This is a genomic window from Microbacterium gubbeenense DSM 15944 (assembly GCF_000422745.1).
Lineage (GTDB): Bacteria > Actinomycetota > Actinomycetes > Actinomycetales > Microbacteriaceae > Microbacterium > Microbacterium gubbeenense.
Map to the genome: position 1 here is coordinate 130797 of NZ_KE383914.1, position 19206 is coordinate 150002.

Genomic DNA, 19206 nt, shown 5'->3' on the forward strand with positions numbered 1-19206 from the left:
CCCCCCGGCCCACCGGGGGGGCAGCGTTTCTGCGTGGCCCGACTGCCTGAATGGCGCTTCCATGCGAATCATGTAAGGTCTCGATCCGGCGCATGAATCGTTTCAAAGCGCCCACAAGTTCAACGAAGACTCAGGCAGGCAAAAAGCAAATGGCGCGCATCGGAGCGAAGAAGGTGACGGGGTGGAAGGCCACTATCGCCGTCGCGATGTCCAACTACATCGAGTCGGGGTCGATCATCGCGATCTCGACCTCGATGATCTTCTGGCAGCAGGCATTCGGGTTCGATAGCGCCTTCGAAGGGCTGCTCGCGGCCCTCAGCGCGAACGCGTTCGGCGCCGCGGTCGGTGCGATCATCGGCGGACCTCTGAGTGATCGATACGGCCGCAAGTTCATTTACACCTATGACCTGATCCTCTATATGGTCGGTGTTCTCATCGCGGCGTTCGCGGTGAACCAGTGGATGCTGCTGGTCGCGTTCATCCTCACCGGCATCGCGGTCGGCGCGGGCGTACCCGCTGCATGGACCTACATCGCCGAGGAAGCCCCGAGTGAGCGCCGTGCTGCGCACGTCGGCACGGCCCAGCTCGCCTGGTCGGTCGGCCCGGCCATCGGATTCCTCCTCGCGGCGTTCCTCGCGCCTGCGGGCCTCATCGGTGCGCGCGTCATCTTCCTGCACCTGTTCGTGATCGCGTTCATCACCTGGTGGGTGCGGCGCGGCCTCGAGGAGTCGAAGAACTGGAAGGACACGCAGGCCATCCGCACGAAGCAAGGTGCGAAGGCGGTCGCGGGCCGCGGCTTCAAGGCGTTGCTCGGCCGCAAGCAGAACCTGATGGCGATCGCCTTCCTCATCGGCGTCTATGCGTTCTGGAACACCGTGGCCGGACAGGCCGGCATGTTCATGCCCAACGTCTACCGCGCCTCGGGTCTTACGGACTCGGCACAGCAGTACTACCTGCAGGCCTTCCTCTGGACGATGACGGTCGTCGGCACGTTCGTGTTCATCTGGCTCGGTGACCGCATGTCGCGCCGCCTGCTGTTCTTCATCGGCGCCGCGCTCGGCATCGCCGGCTGGGTGGTGCTCGTCTACCTTCCCGACGGGCCGTTGCCGCTGTGGGGCTTCGCGATCCTCTGGGGCTTCGCCTCGGGCATCGGCGCGCAGGCGTTCTACGGGCTGTGGACCGCCGAGCTCTTTGCGACCCAGTACCGCGCATCGGCGCAGGGCCTGCTGTTCTTCGCGGCGCGCATCATGGTCGGCCTGCTGAGCTTCGGATTCCCCATCTGGCTCGACGTACTCGGCCTGCCGACGCTCGGCGCAATTCTCATCGCGATCCTGGCGGTGTCGCTGATCGTCGGCACCGTCTGGGCGCCGGACACCCAGGGCAAGAGCCTGGAGCAGATCGAGCGGGAGCGATACGGCGCAGAGGTCTGAGGCTCAGACGCGGGTGGCCTCCTCGAGCAGCTCGAGGACATGGCGGTAATCTTCGCCGGTTGCCCGCGTCATGCCGATCTCGCACGTGCGGTTGCAGGAGGCGTGAGCGTCGGCGCCGAGGCCGCGCACCTCTGCCGCTTCGGCGGCGGTCGCAGACTCTGTCAGTTCGGGATGGAGCATTCCGCGGTCTCCGGCGAAGCCGCAGCAGCCCCACGCGTCCGGAACGACGGCGCGGCGCGCGACGGCGGAGCCGATCCGCTCGAGCGCGGGGTTGAGCCCGAGTTGGGTTGATGAGCACGTGGGGTGCAGTGCGAGCGTGTCGACGACCGCCTGCGGATCGAGTTTCGGCAGCAGCACGCGATCCGCGAACGCCACGGCGTCGTCTACTCGCACGTCGAAGCCCGCGTGCTCGATGCCGAGGTCCGCGATGTGTTCGACGGCGATCCGGCCGGCCTGCTCGTTGTCCATCAGCACGGTGCACCAGTCGGCGCCCGGCACGTCGAAGTTGACGACGACGATCGGGCGCACGTGGTTCCTGATCCGCGCGATTCCGGTCGTGGGGTCGCGCATCGCGCACACGAGCACCCCGCCGGATCGGGCCTCGGCGAAGTATCCGAGGAAGTCGTCCTGCGCGTCATGGGCGGATCTGCCCGTCACGAGGTCGCGCGAGGAGAACCCGCTGTTGGCCATCACGAGGCGCTGACCGGATTCGGCCGCCGTGAGCTGAGCGCCCCGCGCAATGTCGACGAACAGCGAGTTGTCGATGTCCGGAACGATGAGGCTGAAGTCGTCCGCCGCGTTGCGGATCAGGGTGCGACCGGCCGAGCTGCGGATGTACCCGAGCTCATCGATGATGCCGAGCACGCGGTCGAGCGTCTCGGGCGCGAGGCGATCCGGCGCGTTCAGCGCATTCGAGACGGTCCCGACCGACACCCCGGCCGCGCGCGCAACGGCGCCGATGTTCGGGGTCCGGGGGTGCATTCTGTCTCCTTCAGCCGGTCGAGTCTCATCGTAAGGGCGCCCCCGTTGGTGTACGTGGTCGACGCTTATCGAAGCGTCGCGCGGAGGGCGGCGAGATGCTCGGGATCCGCGATCTCGGCGAGCGTCGATAGCGGCTTCTCTCCCGTCATCATCCTCCGTCCGCGCGGATGATGTCGCCCGCGCCTGCCGCGCCATGACCGAGACGGCACCCGACGCGCTGACCCTGTGGCTCGAACTGCATCCTGGGATGAGTCCGGTGCTCGGCGTCGCTGATCTATTCGTGGGGCCAGGCGGCGACGGCCGCCTCGATGCGCTTCCGCGTCGCGGCGTTGACCTTCTCGGTGAGCTCGAAGCTCGGCTCGCGGCGGCTCGCCGTGCGCTGCTGCCAGGTGCCGACGGTCGTGCCGTCCACGAGCACGGGCGGCCGGAACACTCCGTTCTTGCCCGGCACGAGCGCGCGCATCATCGCCGGCGGCGCGGTGAGATCGCGATTCTCGTAGCCGAGGATCCATTCGTCGAACGCGGGAGCCAACGTCACACCCGTATCGCCCGGATCCGGAATCTCCCCCGCAACCCATGCGGGGGCGCCCTCTACGGACACCTCGGTCAGCCCGTCGAGTGCGGGTCTCACCTGCGTCTTCGGCAGTTTCAACCACCACGCGATGTCACTTTCGGTCATCGGCCCCCGCGAAGCGACCACGCGGCGCACGATCTCGGGCAGTGGATCCTCGACGGCGCGCCCACGATCGGTGAAGGTCAGCAACTGCACCTTGCCGCGAAAGACACCCCAATGCCAGAGCCCGGAGACGGCATGGTGGAAGATCAGGTGGTATCCGCGCCCGCCCGACGGCGCGAGGCCGGCTTCGGTCCAGAGCGCGAGCACCTCCGTTCGAGTGAGCGCACCGTGCGGTGCGAGGACCTCGCGCGCCCTGTTGATGGTCGCGGTGTCGAGGCCGAGCTCAGCCCGGCGCTTCGTGGTGGAGCGATGGATCCGCTCCGCTGTGAGCGACAGCAGGTTGGTCAGGTGCGCGGGCGTCGTAGCGAACAATGTGCCCCGCATCGGCCAGGAGCGCACGAGCTCGCCGCGGTCGAAGGCGGCGCGCACATCGTCGACCGTCGTGCCGGGGGCAGAACGCATCGCGATCGCTCGTAGTACGGCCGGGAGGTCCTGACCCTGCAGGGCGACCGCTCGGTCGACGACCTCGGTCGGGGTGAGGCCGGACCCGCCGAGCAAGTGGTTCGCCCAGCGCGCGCGGCGCGCTTCGACCGCGGTGAAGGAGCGCATGAGCCGAGGCTACAGGCCGCGGTGCTCCGCCCAGCGACGCGATGCGGCATCGGCCGCGTCCGAGATGAGCGCGTCGATCTCGTCGCTGCGACGGACCGCGAACGAGACGTACGCCCCTCGCCCGCCCGCCACCGGTTTCCCGTAGGCCTTCGCGGCAAGGGATCCGTCGGGCAGCAGGCGCACCGTGATCGACTGCAGCTCGAACTCCTCACCGCGCCGCACGTCGCGCCAGCGCAGGTGCTCGGGAATCGCGACGTTGAACGCGAGAGCGTTGATCGCGATGTCCATGGACCCGAGCGTATCGCCCCGGTCGTGTCGAGGCCGTGGCCTATCCCAGCAGGGACGGACGCAGGTCGCGCATCGTGCGGGTGCGCGTCATCCGCGTGATGGCGATGAACGCGATGCCGAACGCGATCACGAGCCAGCAGCCGAGGAACGCCGCGTCATGCCACACGCGCGACATGTCGCCGCCGTACATGAGCTGGCGGATCGCGTCGACCGAGTAGCTCATCGGCAGCGCCTCGTGCAGCGCCCGCAGCGGCGCCGGAAGGGTCTGATACGGGAAGGTGCCCCCGGCCGACACGAGCTGCAGCACCATCAGCACGAGACCGAGGAACTGGCCCACGCTTCCGAGCAGCACGTTCAGGGTGAGGATGATCGCGGCGAACGTCACCGAGGTCATGGCCATGATGCCGAGCATGCCGACCGGATGCGCAACGGAGTACCCGAGGCCGTACGCCACGATGAGGAACACGGCGACCATCTGGATCACGCCGAGCACGGCCGGCGTCGCCCACGCGCCGAGGGTGATCGGCAGCGGCTTGCGCAGCGCCGTGACGGCCCGCTGCGAGTACGGCTTCACGATGAGGAACAGCGCGTAGATGCCGATCCACGCCGCGAGGCTGATGAAGAACGGCGCCATGCCCGCGCCGTACGACGAGGCCTCGGTCTCGGCGTCGGACGTCACCGACACCGGATCCGACATCATCTTCGCGGCCGTCTCCCGCTCGTCCTCCGACTGGTCGGGGATCTCGGTGACGGCGTCGGCGAGCGAGCTCGACAGCTCCGCGGATCCGTCCTGCAGCTCGCCGAGGCCGCTGGCGAGCTCGGCGGATCCGTCGGCCAGCTGTCCGACGCCGTCCGCGAGGCTCTGTCCGCCCGTCGCGGCGGATGAGACGCCGTCGGTGAGAGCCGGCATGCTGTCGTTCAGCTGCTGGGTGCCGTCGGCGACCTGGCGCGCCCCGTCGGCGAGCTGGGCGACGGCGCCCGCGGCGGCCTGCACCTCGTCGTTCGCCTGGTGCAGATCGTTGTTCGCCGGTGCGACGATGCCCGCGACGGCGTCGATCTGCTCGGCGGGCAGACCGAGCTCTGCCAGTCGATCGCGGATGTCCTGCTCGCTCGGCACGCGCGCGACCGCGTCGGCGACGCGCTGCGCGGCGGGAGCGACCTGGGCGTTCAACTGGGCGTTGCCGTCTGCCACCTGATGGGCGCCGTCGTTCAGCTCCGCTACCTGGGCGGGCATCTGCGTGACCGACGAGTTCAGCGCGGCGAGGCCGGAGGCGAGTTCTGCAGCTCCGCTCGAGGCCTCCTGCGCTCCCGCGGAGAGCGCATCGGCGCCGTCCTTGGCGCTCGCGGTGCCGTCGGCCAGCGTCGCGGCGCCGTCTGCGGCGTCGCCCAGCCCCGAGCGGATCGTGGCGACCGAGTCGAGCAGCGTGCGCGCGGCCGTCTCCCCGACCTCCTGAGTCAGCGAGTCGCGCACCGTGTCGGTCACGGTGTCGGCGATGGTGCCGGCGAGGTAGCTGTTGGCATCGTTCGTGGTCAGCTCGACGACGGCTTTCGTCGGGTCGTCATCGGCGATCGAGGTCAGCGATTCGGAGAACGTCGGTCCGAAGCGCACGATGAAATCGAACTCGCCCGAGGTCAGGCCCTTCTGGGCGTCGGCGAGGCTCGTCTCGTGCCAATCGAGCGTTCCGTCATCGATGAGGTCGTCGCGCACCTGCTCGCCGTAATTGACGTCGTCGCCGTCCTGCACAGCGCCCTCGTCATCGACGACGAGCGCCGCTGGGACGCTGTCGAGGTTGCCGTAGGGGTCGTCGTTGCCCCACAGATACAGCCCCGCGTACAGCAGCGGCACCGCCATGAGGGCGACGAGCGCCAAGACCTGCATGGGCGATCCGGTGAGCCGTTTCAGCTCGGTGCGGACGAGAGCGACGAACTTCATGGGAGCCTTTCGGATGCGGCGTCGACAGCGGCGCCCGAAGCGAGAACGATGACGGTGTACCCCCGGGCGGCCCACGCCCGCGCGGTGTCGAGCCAGGCCGCGGTATCGCCGCCGTGGCGGTCGGGCGCCGTGATGACGAGCACATCGACATCGGGCGGCGAGGCGGCGGTGCGGGTGAGCACGCGGATCCGGTCGGCCGCGGACAGAGCTCCGATCGGCGTGGCGGCGAGGTCGCCGAGCCCCTCATCGGCGAGCAGCTTCCGCGCGGCGCGGCGCGGGGCGCGGAGACCGGCGAAGAGGAGGTCTTCGACGACGACATGCGAAAGGGGCAGCTCGCCGGCGGGGGCCGTGGTGTCGGGGGAATCGACGATCGCGACGCGGCGGCGCAGCGCTTTCGGATCGTCTGCGCCGTCGATCGTCACGGCGCCCGACTTCGGGGTCATCCGTCCCGCCAGGATGAGCGCGAGGAAATCGGCGCGCTGACCGCCTTCGACGGCGACGAGCGTGACGTTGCCGCGGCGTGCTTCGACATCGGTGGCGCGGAGGGGGCCGACCGCGACGCCCCGCGCCGCGATCATCGGCACCTCATCGTTCTGGCGGTCGGTCATTCGACGTCTCCCGTCCGGGGCACTGACACGGCGCCGATGATCGCCTGCGCATCGCGCCAACCGAGCCCGGCGATTCCGAGCGAGGTCGCGCTGAGCATGCGCTGCGCCTCGGCGTCGGGGAGCCCGTGCGTGACGGCGACATCGAGCACGCCGAGCGCGGCCTGTTCGATCAGGTGCGCGACGATGGCGGGGTCGACGTCCTGCCGGAAGGATCCGTCTGCGCAACCGGCCTCGATGACGTCCCGGAGTGCGCGCCGCACGGGGGCGACGGCCTCGCCGACTGCCGCTTCGAGAGGCCCGGAGACGAGCATCTGCGCCACGAGCTTCACATCGGCGATCGCGAGCCAGATCGCAGAGGCGAGGCGTGCGACGTGCCGTGCAGGGTCGTCGTCGCGGATCTCGTCGATCGCGCTCGAGATCCGCGAAGCGCCGCGGCCGAGGAGTTCGCGGAGCAGTGCATCGCGTGAGGAGAAATGTCCGTACACGGCGCGGCGGGTGAGTCCCGCTTCGGCTGCGATCACGTCCATCGACGCGTGTGGGGTCTTGCGCAGCACGCGCGCGGCGGCGTCGAGCAGTGCCTGTCTGTTGGCGACCGCATCGCGCCGCCGCACCGATGTGATCATCACTTCAGTGTACGAATTTGCACAGACGTGTGCAAGATAAATTCTCGGCGGGGGCCGTCGCGTTCACGCGGCCCTACTGCGGCGGCAGCCTCAGCACGTTGTTCTCGCCGACCTCGATGTCTTCGGACCAGCGCAGCGTGCGTGCGAGCTCATCGAGGGCGGGAACGAACAGCAGGAAGCGTTCCTTGTCGGGAGAGACGGCGGTGAGGCTCACGAGGTGCGATCCGGTGTCCCAGGTGTACGTTGCCATCGGCGTGCGTCCGCTCGTCGGGTCGTCCATCACGAGCTTCTCGCCGACGCCGAGATGCGGGTTCGAGAAGTTCTCGGTGTCGTCGAACTCCATCGGCATCGACGCGCGTGCGGCGCGGAGATGAGGCGTGAGGTCCTGAACTTGGGCCATGGCCGCGAGCGCAGACGGATCCTCTTTCCACGACCATGCGAGGAATCGGCCGTTCGCACCGCGCAGGCCCGCCTTGATCACGCGGGTCGCGACGAAATTCATCAGGCCGGCGCCGGGCTGGCCCTGTGAGATCCCGACCGTCGACATCAGCATGCGGATCGTGGCACGGCGATGCCGTCCGCCCGAGATGCCGCGCCCGCGCAGCGGCACCCAGCGGTCGCGGTCGGCGTCAGCCTGGAGCTGGGATGCCATCGCTCAGTCGTCGCGCTTTCCGCGTGCGCGCATCGCGAAGAACAGCACGACGCCCGCGATGATCAGCACGGCCGCGACCACGACGACGATGCCGGTGATGTCTCCGCCGGTCTGGGCGAGCTCCGCGGTCTGGGCGCTGAAGGAGATGGTGCTCATGTCGTCATCCTCTCGCATCCGCGGCGCGATCGGACCGCGACAGGCGGAGTTTTCCAGGTGGCCCCAGTACGCTGGGCCGACGTGACAGATCTCGCGTATGCAGAATCACTCATCGCCGACACCCCCGACTATCCGGAACCCGGTGTGCTGTTCCGCGACATCTCGCCTCTCCTGGCGGATCCGGGTGCGCTGCGCGACGTGTGCGCCGCCATGATCGAACCCTTCCGAGGAACGTTCGACATCGTCGGCGGAATCGAAGCGCGCGGCTTCCTCCTCGCCGGATACATCGCCGCGACCGAGGGCGTGGGCATGCTGCCGATCCGGAAGGCGGGCAAGCTGCCGACGCCGGCCGCCGCCGTCACGTACGAACTCGAATACGGAACCGCGACGATCGAGGCACCCGGGATCCTGAAGCCCGACGCGCGCGTGCTGCTCGTCGACGACGTGCTCGCCACGGGCGGCACAATCGCGGCGGCGCGCGAGATCATCGCTCAGCTGGGCGCGACGACGGTCGGATCCGCGGTGATCCTCGAACTCGAGGGCCTCGGCGGACGCGCGCACGCGGGCGAGGTGCACACCGTCTTCACCGCCTGAGATCGCCCTCCGACTACTGTTTCGTCGTGCGCTCGATGCTCATCACGAGGATCACGCGGTCGGCGGCATCGGCGGGCGTGCCGCCGAGCGGCTTGCCGTAGCGCTCACCGAGGTGAACGTAGAACGCACCCTCGGGATCCGGGATCGTCTCGACGAGCATGCCGCGCACCTCGAGATAGTGCGTCGGCTCGTCGGGGTCGACGATCGACAGCGACATCGACGGATTGTGCTGCAGATTGCGGAACTTCTGGCGCGTCGTCGTGTGGGTGAAGCGCACGTGGGTGCCGTCGAACTCGTACCACATCGGGTTGACCTGCACCGTTTCGTCGGGGCGGATCGTGCCGAGGTGTCCGTAGAGCGGAAGCTCGAGCAGGCGGCGGTATTCGGGCGAAAGCTTGTCGATGGCACTCATGCGGCGAGCCTATCGCCCGCGCTCGCGATCATCGAGGCGGTGCGCAGGCGACGGGATCGCTCAGCAGACGCGCGAAGGCGAGCTCGGCCGGGGCGATCTGCATGAGGTGCGAGCGCATGTGCGCGCGCTCGATGCGGACCGTGCGGCTCTCGGACGCGACCGGATCGATGCGCACCGCGTTCGAGAGGCGCTCGCGGCTCGTCGCGAGCAGCACGCCGAGGTAGCCCGCGAGCACGACGACCTCGGGCGCGAACGCGTTGACGAAATTGGTCAGGGCGACCGAGAGCACGTCGACCTGACGCGTGATCTCGGCGATCACGGCGGGGTCGCGCACGACCCCGAGCTCGATGTCGAGCTCATCCTCGTCGAGCTTGCGACGATTCAGCAGGTTCAGGATGCGCTGCGGGTGCAGCTCGGCCTCGAGGCAGCCGCGCCGCCCGCAGGCGCACTTCGTGCCGCCCGGGTTCACGACCGTGTGCCCGAGTTCGCCGGCGAAACCGGACGTGCCGCGCAGGAGGGTGCCGTCGAAGATCAGGCCCCCGCCGATGCCGTTCAGCGACCCGTCCATGTACAGCATGTTCGCGGTGCCGCGGCCGACGCCGAAGCGCGCCTCGGCCATCGCGCCGACGCTCGAGTCGTTGCCCGCCGCGACGGGCATGCCGAGCGCCGACTCGAGCCGGGTCGCGATGTGCTCGCGCTTCCAGCCGAGCGGCGGCGCGAACATCACGGTGCCCGTCTCGTCGACGAGGCCCGGCACGGCGAGGCCTGCTCCGACGAGCCGGTAATGGCGGTCGATATCGGCGCGCATGCCGTCCACGAGCGCCGCCGTGTACTGAGCGAAGCGCCGCGGGCTCGGCGCCTCCGCGAGATCGTGGCGCACGCGCGAGTGCACGGATCCGCCGAAGCCGACGAGCGACACCGTCACGGCGTCCGGCGCCGCGCGCACGCTCAGCGCGACGACGGCGTCATCCGCCGCGACGCCGAGCGACGGTCGCCCCGCGCGGCCGGTCGGCGCGGCGGACGTCTCGCGCGCGAGCCCGAGGTCGATGAGCTCGGTGACGAGCCCGGTGACCGTCGACCGGTTCAGCCCGGTCGCTGTGCCGATGGCTGATCGCGACTGCGCGCCGTCGGTGTGCACGAGCTGCAGGACCGCAGATAGGTTCTGCTGCCGCACCTCCTCATTCGTGGTGCGGCCGACGGTCTGGGGCGAGGGCGGACTCATGCGCGCGCGGTCATCATCCGTGATCGAAGCCATTCTCGTCGATCACCGCCCCGCCGTCATGGATCGCATGAGCCGCTCCTGCGTGGCGTCGGCGCGCGCGACCTCCGCCGTGATGCGGCCCTCGGCGAGCGTGTAGATGCGGTCGGACAGACCGAGCACCTCGGGGAGCTCGGAGGAGATCAGCACGATCCCCTTCCCCTGCGCCGCGAGCTCGTTGATGAACCCATATATCTCATACTTCGCGCCGACGTCGATGCCGCGCGTCGGTTCGTCGAGGATGAGGACATCGGGGTTCGCGAAGAGCCACTTCGACAGCACGACTTTCTGTTGGTTGCCGCCCGAGAGATTCCCCGTGATCGCGCGGACATCCGGGGCCTTCACGTTCATCTTGTAGCGGTATGCGTCGGCGATCTTCCGCTCGCGGAACTGGTCGAGCAGGCCGCCGCGCGAGAGTCGGCGGAGGGCGACCGACGACACATTCTCCTGAATATCTCCGATGAGATTGAGGCCGTGATGCTTGCGATCCTCGGTCGCGTACGCGATGCCGTTCTCGATCGCGCGGCGCACGGTGTCGACGTCGATCCGCTTGCCTTTTTTGTACACGGATCCCGTGATCTTCGAACCGTAGGAGCGCCCGAAGATGCTCATCGCGAGCTCGGTGCGACCGGCGCCCATGAGGCCGGCGATCGCTACGATCTCGCCTGACCGCACGGAGAAGCTGACGTCGTCGATCACGATGCGATGGGGGTCGCCGGGGTGGTTCACGCTCCAGTTCTCGACCCGCAGGATCTCATCGCCGATGTCGGGATCGCGCGGCGGGAAGAGGCTATCGAGGTCGCGGCCCACCATGGCGCGGATGATGCGACCCTCGTCGGTGTCGAGGTCGTCGCGGCGCATCGTCTCGACGACTTCGCCGTCGCGGATCACCGTGATGCGGTCGGCGACCTGCAGCACCTCGCGCAGCTTGTGGGAGATGATGATGCAGGTGATCCCCTGCGCGCGCAGATGCTCGATGAGCTCGAGCAGCCGCTCGGAATCGGCGGCGCCGAGCGCGGCGGTCGGCTCGTCGAGGATGAGGATCTTGACGTCCTTCGACAGCGCCTTCGCGATCTCGACGAGCTGCTGCTTGCCGACGCCGAGCTCGGACACGAGCGCGGTGGGGTTCTCGTCGAGGCCCGCCCGGGCCATGAGCTGCGCCGCCCGCTCGTTCGTCTCGCGCCAGTCGATGAGCCCGGCCTTGAGCACCTCGTTGCCGAGGAAGAGGTTCTCTGCGACCGAGAGCCCGGGGATCAGGGCGAGCTCCTGATGGATGATGACGATGCCGTGCGCCTCGCTGTCGCTGAGCGAACGGAAGGTGACGGGCGCGCCCTCGAGCTCGATGGATCCGTCGAATGAACCCGCCGGATATACCCCGGAGAGCACCTTCATGAGCGTGGATTTTCCCGCGCCGTTCTCCCCGCAGATCGCGTGCACTTCGCCCGCTTCGACCTCGAGCGAGACGTTCGACAGCGCCGGTATGCCGTGGAATCGTTTCGTGATCCCCGACGTGCGAAGGATGGGATCAGTCATGTGGGCCGCTCTGCGCAGGGGTGGTGGGCGATCCCCGTATGTTATGCGAAATTAATTTGTACGCGGGCCCGTCAATATGTATTGTTCCCCTGAGCGGATCGGCGCGAGTACGTGTCACCGCCAGGCAGAAAGCGCTCCTGCATCGTGCGGGAGCGGACCTCGACGAAGAGAGACACAGCAATGAAGCGAAACGGTATGCGGATGATTGCGCTCACGGGCGCCGTCGCACTCGGCCTCGGCCTCGCCGGCTGCTCCAGCGGCGCCGATGAGGCTGCTTCCTCGAACGGCGGCGATGGAGCCGCGGCAGAGGACATCACGGTAGGCGTTGCGATGCCGACTGAAACCAGCGAGCGGTGGATCGCCGACGGCGAGGCCGTCGAGAGCCAGCTCGAAGAGGCCGGCTACGACGTCGACCTGCAGTTCGCCAACGACGACATCCCGCGTCAGCAGCAGCAGCTCGACCAGATGATCACGAACGGTGCCGACATCCTCGTCGTGGCCTCGATCGACGGCACCGCGCTCGCCGCACAGCTCGAGAACGCTGCCGCCAAGGGCATTCCGGTTATCGCGTACGACCGCCTCATCAACGACACCGAGGCCGTCGACTTCTACGTGACATTCGACAACTACCAGGTCGGCGTGCAGCAGGCGCAGTCGCTGCTGCGTGGCCTCGGCTACCTCGACGAGAACTACGAGGAGACCGACCTGACCGACGAGAAGATCATCGAGATCTTCTCCGGATCCCCCGACGACAACAACGCGACGTTCTTCTACAACGGCGCGATGGACACGCTGAAGCCCTTCCTCGAGGACGGTCGCCTGACGATCGGCTCGGGCCAGGAGGACTTCGACACCGTCTCGACGCTGCGTTGGGACCAGGCCACCGCGCAGCGGCGCATGGAGGACCTCATCACGAGCACCTACGACGGCGGATCGAAGCCGCTCGACGGCGTGCTCTCGCCGTTCGACGGCATCTCGCGCGGCGTCATCACGGCGCTCGAGAACGCGGGCTACGGATTTTCGATGGAAGAGGGCCTTCCGGTCCTCTCGGGGCAGGACGCCGAGATTGCGTCGGTCAAGCTCATCAACGATGGCGTGCAGTACGCGACGATCTTCAAGGACACCCGCAAGCTCGCCTCGCAGGCGGTCGCGGCCGCGACCTCGTACGCCGAGGGCGAAGACCCCGAGGCGAACGACACCGAGACGTACGACAACGGCGTCAAGGTCGTTCCGTCGTTCCTGCTCGAGTCTGACATCGTCACCGCTGACAACCTCTCCGAGCTCCTGGTCGATTCCGAGTACTGGACCGAGGACGAGGTCGCGTCGGGCGTCGCCGAGTAACAACCCCTCATGATTCGGCCGTTCGCCAGGCCGCCCGATAGCGGGGCCGGGCGAACGGCCGAACAACGGCTCAGCGACAGAAACGACAGGAGCAGCGATGCCTGACGCGATCCTCGAGATGCGCAACATCATCAAGAACTTCCCCGGTGTCAAGGTGCTCAAGGACGTATCCCTGAGTGTCGAGCGCGGCGAGATCCACGCGATCTGCGGCGAGAACGGCGCCGGCAAATCCACCCTCATGAAGGTGCTGTCGGGCGTCTACCCGCACGGATCCTTCGACGGCGAGATCTTCTTCGACGGCGAGCCGCAGCGATTCAGCGCGATCAAGGATTCCGAGCGCGCCGGCATCGTCATCATCCACCAGGAGCTCGCCCTCGTTCCGTATCTCTCGATCGCCGAGAACCTCTTCCTCGGCAATGAGGTGCTCAAGGGCGGCCTGATCGACTGGAACCAGGCGAACGTGCGCGCCATGGAGCTCATGGCGCGGGTCGGCCTCAACGAGAACCCGACCACGCCCGTGGGGCAGCTCGGGGTGGGCAAGCAGCAGCTGGTCGAGATCGCCAAGGCACTGACGAAGGACGTCAAGCTGCTGATCCTCGACGAGCCGACCGCGGCGCTGAACGACACCGACTCCGCGCACCTGCTCGGCCTGCTGCGCGACCTGCGCGAGCAGGGGATCACGTGCATCATCATCAGCCACAAACTCGGCGAGATCGTCGACATCGCAGACTCGACCACGATCATCCGCGACGGCGAGACGATCGAGACGATCGACATGCACGGGGAGGATGCCACGCAGAACCGCATCATCCGCGGTATGGTCGGGCGCTCGCTCGACAACCGATTTCCGGATCGCACGCCCGACATCGGCGAGGAGATCTTCCGGATCGATAACTGGTCGGTCTCGCACCCGACGCAGGCGGGCCGGGTCGTCGTCGACAATGCGTCGATCTCGGTGCGCGCGGGGGAGATCGTCGGCATCGCGGGGCTCATGGGAGCCGGCCGCACCGAGTTCATGATGAGCGTGTTCGGCCGCAGCTACGGCCGCGACGCCCGCGGGAAGGTCTTCCTGCACGGCAAGGAGATCCACACCCGCACGGTCAAGGAAGCGATCAAGAACAAAATCGCGTACGTGTCCGAGGACCGCAAGCAGTACGGCCTGAACCTCATCAGCGACATCAAGACGAACGTGTCGTCGTCGGCCCTCGGCAAGGTCGCAACCGCATCGATCTTCGTCAACAGCAACGAAGAGGTGAAGATCGCTGAGCAGTTCCGGAAGGACCTCAACATCAAGTCGCCCACGGTGGCGCAGGTGGTCGGAAACCTGTCGGGCGGAAACCAGCAGAAGGTCGTGCTGTCGAAGTGGCTGTACACGGATCCCGAGGTGCTGATCCTCGACGAGCCGACGCGCGGCATCGATGTGGGCGCGAAGTATGAGATCTACGAGATCATCAACTCGCTCGCCGCGGCGGGCAAGGCGGTCATCGTCGTATCGAGCGAGCTGCCCGAACTGCTCGGCCTCTCCGATCGGGTCTACTCGCTCGCGTACGGACACATCACGGGCGAGCTCACCGCCGCCGAGGCGACGCAGGAGAACCTGATGTCGCTCATGACAATCGAACCCAATTCTTCGAAGGAGGCCGCGGCATGAAGAACAACGTCTTCACCGAGGTCAAGGACCTGCTGACGCATAACCTGCGCACGTCCGGCATCTACATCGCGTTCGTCGCGATCATCCTGATCTTCACGATCACGACGGGCGGCACGCTGCTCAGCCCCGAGAACGTGACGAACATCATCCTGCAGAACGCGCACATCCTGATCATGGCGCTCGGCATGATCCTGGTGATCGTCGGCGGTCACATCGACCTGTCGGTCGGATCCGTGCTCGCGTTCGCGTCGGCAGTCTCGGCCGTGCTCGTGATCAGAATGGGCATGCCCTGGTGGGTGGGCGTCCTCGCTGCGATCGTCGTGGGCATCATCGTCGGCATGTGGCAGGGCTTCTGGGTCGCCTATGTCGGAATCCCGGCGTTCATCGTCACACTCGCGGGCATGCTGCTGTTCCGCGGACTCACGTACCTCGTGCTCGACAACGTATCGCTGTCGCCGTTCCCGCACGGCTACCGGGAGGTCGCGAGCGGCTTCCTCGATGGACTCTTCGGATCGATCACGATCAGCGAGGGCGAGGGATTGAAGGCGGTGCCGGTCACGGCCGACATCTTCACCCTCGTGATCGGCGTGCTCGCCGTGATCGGCCTTATCGTGAGCTCGATGCGCACGCGTCGCACGCGCCAGAGCTACAACCAGGCCGTCGAGTCGAACTTCCTATTCATCCTGAAGCTCGCCGTCGTCTCCGTCGTGATCCTCGCGTTCGCATGGGCGCTGTCGTACAACCGCGGATTCCCGTACGTGCTCATCACGGTCGCCGTGCTGATCCTCATCTATAACGTCGTCACGAACCGCACCGTGTTCGGCCGTCACGTGTACTCGGTCGGCGGCAACCTGTCGGCCGCGCGCCTGTCGGGCGTGAACGTGCGCAGCACGAACTTCTGGGTCATGGTCAACATGGGCTTCCTCACCGGTATCGCGGCGGCGGTCTTCTCATCGCGGTCGAACGGTGCGCAGCCCGGCATGGGCAACATGTTCGAGCTCGACGTGATCGCGGCCTGCTTCATCGGCGGCGCCTCGACGATGGGCGGTGTCGGCCGCGTGGGCGGCGCGCTCGTCGGTGGCCTCGTCATGGCCGTGATGACCAACGGCATGCAGCTGATGGGTGTGCCGCAGTCGCTGCAGCTCGTCATCAAGGGACTTGTGCTGCTGCTCGCGGTCGCCTTCGACATCTACAACAAGCGTCGCGCCGGCGCCACGCGCTGACGTCGAAGCGGATCCTCGCCGCCCCCGTGCATTCACGTGCACGGGGGCGGTACGGTGCTGGCATGGCTATCACCGTTTCGTCTCCCGATTTCGCAAACCGAACGCGCATGCCTGATGCGCTGACGGCCGACTTCGGCAGCACGGCGCCCGTCATCGAGGTGACGGGCGTTCCTGCCGAGGCCGTCGAGCTCGCGCTCGTCTGTCACGATCCGGATGCGCCGATGCCGCTCGGCTTCACGCACTGGACCGTCTACGGGATCCCCGCGGATGCGACGCGCATCGCGGGCGACACCGGACGCCAGGGCGTCACGAGCGCCGGTGAGAGCGGGTACTTCGGTCCGCAGCCGCCCGTCGGCCACGGCGACCACAGTTACTACTTCTGGGTCTATGCGCTCTCGCGCAGGGTCGAGGGTGAGCCGACCTCCGACGAGTTCCTGCACGACTACGCCGACGACATCCTCGAGCAGAACCGCATCGTCGGGTACTACTCGCGCTGACGCGAGGCGGTTGCCTCTAGAAAGTCCCAGCCGAGCTGTGGAAGCATCATTCCTATGAGTTCGGTGAATGCCTCCGCCCCCGCCCGCGGCGCCCTCGATCGCTTCTTCAAGATCTCGGAGCGCGGGTCCACGCTCGGGCGAGAGATCCGCGGAGGGCTCGTCACGTTCCTCGCGATGAGCTACATCCTCGTGCTGAACCCGCTGATCCTCGGCACCGTGCCCGACGGCACCGGCCAGATGCTCGGCGGCGGCACGCAACAGCCGAACCTCGCGATGATCGCCTCGGCGACCGCGCTGATCGCCGGCATCATGTCGATCCTGATGGGCGCGATCGCGAACTTCCCGCTCGCTCTCGCCGCGGGCCTCGGGCTGAACGCGGTTGTCGCGTTCTCGATCGCCGGGATCCCGAACGTCACGTGGGCCGACGCGATGGGCCTCATCGTCATCGAGGGCATCATCATCCTGATCCTCGTACTCACCGGATTCCGCGAGGCCGTGTTCCGCGCGGTGCCGAAAGAGCTCAAGACCGCGATCGGCGTCGGGATCGGTCTGTTCATCACCCTCATCGGGCTCAGCAACGCGGGCATCGTGACGCCCGGATCCGGCACCATCGTCGCGATGGGCAACCTCGGCACGTTCCCGGTGCTGGTGTTCGTGATCGGACTCGTGCTCACGATCATCCTGCACGTGCGACGGGTGCCGGGCGCGCTGCTCATCTCGATCCTCGTCGCGACCGTCATCGCCGTGATCCTCGAGAACACGCTGCACATCGGCGCGCGCCCCGATAATCCCGCAGGATTCAACAGCGCCCCCAAGTTCGACGGCGTCTTCGCCCTTCCCGACTTCTCACTCCTCGGGCAATTCGACTTGCTCGGATCGTTCGAGAACATCGGCGTCATCACGATCGTGCTGCTGGTCTTCTCGCTCATGCTCGCCGACTTCTTCGACACGATGGGCACGATGGTCGCGATCGGCGGCGAGGCGAAGCTGCTCGACGCCGAGGGCAACCCGCCGCGCTCGAAGTCGATCCTCCTGGTCGACTCGCTCGGCGCGATCGCGGGAGGCATGGGATCCGTCTCGTCGAACACCGCGTTCGTCGAGTCGAGCGCCGGTGTCGGCGAGGGCGCCCGGACGGGACTCGCGTCGGTGGTCACGGGCATCGCTTTCCTGCTGTCGACGCTGTTCGCACCGCTCGTCGCACTCGTTCCCTACGAGGCGGCGGCCCCCGCGCTCGTACTCGTCGGGTTCCTCATGATGACGCAGATCGCCGGCGTCGACTGGAAGAACGTCGATATCGGGATCCCCGCGTTCCTCACGATCGCGATCATGCCGTTCACGTACTCGATCTCCGACGGCATCGGCGCGGGCTTCATCGCCTTCGTCATCGTGAAGCTCGCGCGCGGCAAGGTCCGCGAGATCCACTGGCTGATGTGGCTCGTGTCGCTCCTGTTCGTGGTCTACTTCCTCGTCGACCCGATCCAGGTGTGGCTGGGGCTTTGACGCCCGTCACCCCTGCGTGAGGCGGGCGAGGTGTTCGTTGACCTCGCGCGCGGCGCCGACCAGCGCGGCGTCAGCGCCGAGCGCCGCGGGGGCGATCGTGAGGTCGCGCGTCATCAGCGGATGGGATCCTTCGTACACCTCGCTGCGCAGTGCTGACATGAACGGTTCGAGCGCCGTGAGCGCGCCGCCGATGTAGATCGCGCTCGGATTGAAGAAGTTCACGACGGCGCACAGCACCTCGCCGAGGTGGTTGCCCGCGGCGCGCGCGAGGCGCGTGGCGAGCGGATCCGCGTCGCGCACGAGTGCGACGACCTCGGTCGTCGTGGACACGTCGACGCCCTCCTCGCGCAGCAGGCGCACGAGTGCAGCGCCGGACGCGACTGTTTCGAGGCAGCCTCGGTTGCCGCAGGAGCACTGCCGGTCGCGCGCCGCCGCCACGCGGGTGTGCGTGATATCGCCCGCGACACCCGCCGCCCCGCGGTACACCTCGCCGTCGATGACGATGCCCGCGCCGATCGCGGTGCCGGCCTTGATCGTGACGGATCCGGTCGCGCGCGGATCGTGCGCGAAGTGCTCACCGAGCGCCATGGCGTTCGCGTCGTTCTCGACGACCGCGGGGGCGCCGACGATGTCGCTCAACAGCTGCCGGATATCGGATCCGGCCCATCCCGGCATGCGCGACGGGCTCACGACGCCGCGCGCGGCGACATCGACGGGGCCGGGCAGGGCGATTCCGACGCCCGCGAGCGGGGCGCCGTTCGCGAGTCGCGCGAGTTCGCCGGCGCAGTTTTCGAGCACCGCCCTCGGGCCGTCGGACATCGTGATGGGGATCTCCGTCGTGCTCGAGACGGCGCCGCCGCGCGGCACGACCGTGAGCCGGGCGTGCGCGCCGCCGAGGTCGATGGCCCCGATCAGATCGGCGTCGCCTGAGAGCCGCAGCTCGCGCGCGCGGCGCCCGCCCGTGGATCCGCGCGGGTCGCCCTCTTCGATGAGCCCCTGCGCGAGCAGCGACTGCACGTGCTGCGACACGGTCGAGGCGGAGAGGCTCAGGATCTGCGAGACCTCGCGCCGCGAACGGGCTCGGCCGGATCCGACCACGGCGAGCACCTGGTTCTCGGCTGCGCTGCTGCTGGTGCGTGACATGCGGGTCTCTCCGTCGGGCATCCGAGGATCTCACGGGTGGCGACTTCTTACGGTATCGATTTAACTTAATCGTGACAGTTCATTCTATATACGGAAGA

General features: G+C 67.7%; 18 protein-coding genes and 2 pseudogenes. 7 read left to right on the plus strand and 13 right to left on the minus strand.

What is annotated here, in order from left to right:
- Positions 1-149: 149 nt before the first annotated feature.
- Positions 150-1430: an MFS transporter gene (locus tag G510_RS0113990; protein WP_029154113.1), complete on the plus strand. Its 1281-nt coding sequence runs from the start codon at positions 150-152 to the stop codon at positions 1428-1430.
- 3 nt (positions 1431-1433) lie between these two features.
- Here the strand turns inward: G510_RS0113990 and G510_RS18945 are convergent.
- The 9 genes and pseudogenes from G510_RS18945 to G510_RS18950 form a co-directional block, all read right to left on the minus strand.
- Positions 1434-1823 (minus strand): annotated as a pseudogene (locus tag G510_RS18945) (heterodisulfide reductase-related iron-sulfur binding cluster); the annotation flags it as partial.
- A gap of 447 nt (positions 1824-2270) precedes the next feature.
- A pseudogene (locus tag G510_RS19060) lies at positions 2271-2606 on the minus strand (LacI family DNA-binding transcriptional regulator); the annotation flags it as partial.
- Between the two features lie 79 nt (positions 2607-2685).
- The gene (locus G510_RS0114005) at positions 2686-3696 is read right to left on the minus strand and encodes a winged helix DNA-binding domain-containing protein (protein WP_029154115.1); all 1011 of its coding nucleotides are present in this window, start codon (positions 3694-3696) and stop codon (positions 2686-2688) included.
- A 9-nt stretch (positions 3697-3705) separates the two neighbouring features.
- Positions 3706-3984, minus strand: a complete 279-nt coding sequence (locus G510_RS0114010) for a hypothetical protein (protein ID WP_036323579.1) — start codon at positions 3982-3984, stop codon at positions 3706-3708.
- A 40-nt stretch (positions 3985-4024) separates the two neighbouring features.
- Complete coding sequence (locus G510_RS0114015) at positions 4025-5917, minus strand: YhgE/Pip domain-containing protein (RefSeq protein WP_029154117.1); 1893 nt, start codon at positions 5915-5917, stop codon at positions 4025-4027.
- On the minus strand, positions 5914-6525 hold the full coding sequence (locus G510_RS17170; RefSeq protein WP_051216792.1) for a P-loop NTPase family protein: 612 nt from the start codon (positions 6523-6525) through the stop codon (positions 5914-5916). Before G510_RS17170 ends, G510_RS0114015 begins: the two co-directional genes overlap by 4 nt.
- On the minus strand, positions 6522-7148 hold the full coding sequence (locus tag G510_RS0114025; RefSeq protein WP_029154118.1) for a TetR/AcrR family transcriptional regulator: 627 nt from the start codon (positions 7146-7148) through the stop codon (positions 6522-6524). The genes G510_RS17170 and G510_RS0114025 overlap by 4 nt, the downstream gene beginning before the upstream one ends.
- Positions 7149-7221: 73 nt before the next feature.
- The gene (locus tag G510_RS0114030) at positions 7222-7800 is read right to left on the minus strand and encodes a hypothetical protein (RefSeq protein WP_029154119.1); all 579 of its coding nucleotides are present in this window, start codon (positions 7798-7800) and stop codon (positions 7222-7224) included.
- 3 nt (positions 7801-7803) lie between these two features.
- Entirely contained in the window at positions 7804-7956 is a 153-nt protein-coding gene (locus tag G510_RS18950; RefSeq protein WP_245563376.1) for an LPXTG cell wall anchor domain-containing protein, read from the minus strand.
- A gap of 81 nt (positions 7957-8037) precedes the next feature.
- Between G510_RS18950 and G510_RS18955 the strand changes: the two genes are divergently transcribed.
- On the plus strand, positions 8038-8550 hold the full coding sequence (locus tag G510_RS18955; RefSeq protein WP_029154120.1) for an adenine phosphoribosyltransferase: 513 nt from the start codon (positions 8038-8040) through the stop codon (positions 8548-8550).
- A gap of 13 nt (positions 8551-8563) precedes the next feature.
- Here G510_RS18955 and G510_RS0114045 read toward each other — a convergent pair whose 3' ends face one another.
- From G510_RS0114045 to mmsA (G510_RS0114055), 3 genes are read right to left on the minus strand one after another with little or no spacing between them, the layout of a single operon-like run.
- Complete coding sequence (locus tag G510_RS0114045) at positions 8564-8962, minus strand: PPOX class F420-dependent oxidoreductase (RefSeq protein WP_029154121.1); 399 nt, start codon at positions 8960-8962, stop codon at positions 8564-8566.
- Positions 8963-8990: 28 nt separating this feature from the next.
- Positions 8991-10217 (minus strand): ROK family protein, encoded by a 1227-nt coding sequence (locus tag G510_RS0114050; protein ID WP_029154122.1) that lies wholly within the window; start codon positions 10215-10217, stop codon positions 8991-8993.
- A 9-nt stretch (positions 10218-10226) separates the two neighbouring features.
- Complete coding sequence (mmsA, locus tag G510_RS0114055; RefSeq protein WP_029154123.1) at positions 10227-11753, minus strand: multiple monosaccharide ABC transporter ATP-binding protein; 1527 nt, start codon at positions 11751-11753, stop codon at positions 10227-10229.
- Between the two features lie 180 nt (positions 11754-11933).
- Here mmsA (G510_RS0114055) and chvE point away from each other — a divergent pair, with 180 nt between their 5' ends.
- The 5 genes from chvE to G510_RS0114080 all read left to right on the plus strand — a co-directional run bounded on the left by chvE (position 11934) and on the right by G510_RS0114080 (position 17965).
- Positions 11934-13094, plus strand: coding sequence for a multiple monosaccharide ABC transporter substrate-binding protein (chvE, locus tag G510_RS0114060; protein WP_029154124.1), 1161 nt, complete (start codon positions 11934-11936; stop codon positions 13092-13094).
- 97 nt (positions 13095-13191) lie between these two features.
- Complete coding sequence (gene mmsA, locus G510_RS0114065) at positions 13192-14745, plus strand: multiple monosaccharide ABC transporter ATP-binding protein (RefSeq protein WP_029154125.1); 1554 nt, start codon at positions 13192-13194, stop codon at positions 14743-14745.
- Complete coding sequence (gene mmsB / locus G510_RS0114070; protein WP_029154126.1) at positions 14742-15968, plus strand: multiple monosaccharide ABC transporter permease; 1227 nt, start codon at positions 14742-14744, stop codon at positions 15966-15968. The genes mmsA (G510_RS0114065) and mmsB overlap by 4 nt, the downstream gene beginning before the upstream one ends.
- A gap of 62 nt (positions 15969-16030) precedes the next feature.
- Positions 16031-16465 (plus strand): YbhB/YbcL family Raf kinase inhibitor-like protein, encoded by a 435-nt coding sequence (locus tag G510_RS0114075; protein WP_029154127.1) that lies wholly within the window; start codon positions 16031-16033, stop codon positions 16463-16465.
- A 54-nt stretch (positions 16466-16519) separates the two neighbouring features.
- Positions 16520-17965, plus strand: a complete 1446-nt coding sequence (locus G510_RS0114080; RefSeq protein WP_029154128.1) for an NCS2 family permease — start codon at positions 16520-16522, stop codon at positions 17963-17965.
- A gap of 6 nt (positions 17966-17971) precedes the next feature.
- Here G510_RS0114080 and G510_RS17175 read toward each other — a convergent pair whose 3' ends face one another.
- On the minus strand, positions 17972-19108 hold the full coding sequence (locus G510_RS17175; protein ID WP_169562661.1) for an ROK family transcriptional regulator: 1137 nt from the start codon (positions 19106-19108) through the stop codon (positions 17972-17974).
- Positions 19109-19206: the final 98 nt, after the last annotated feature.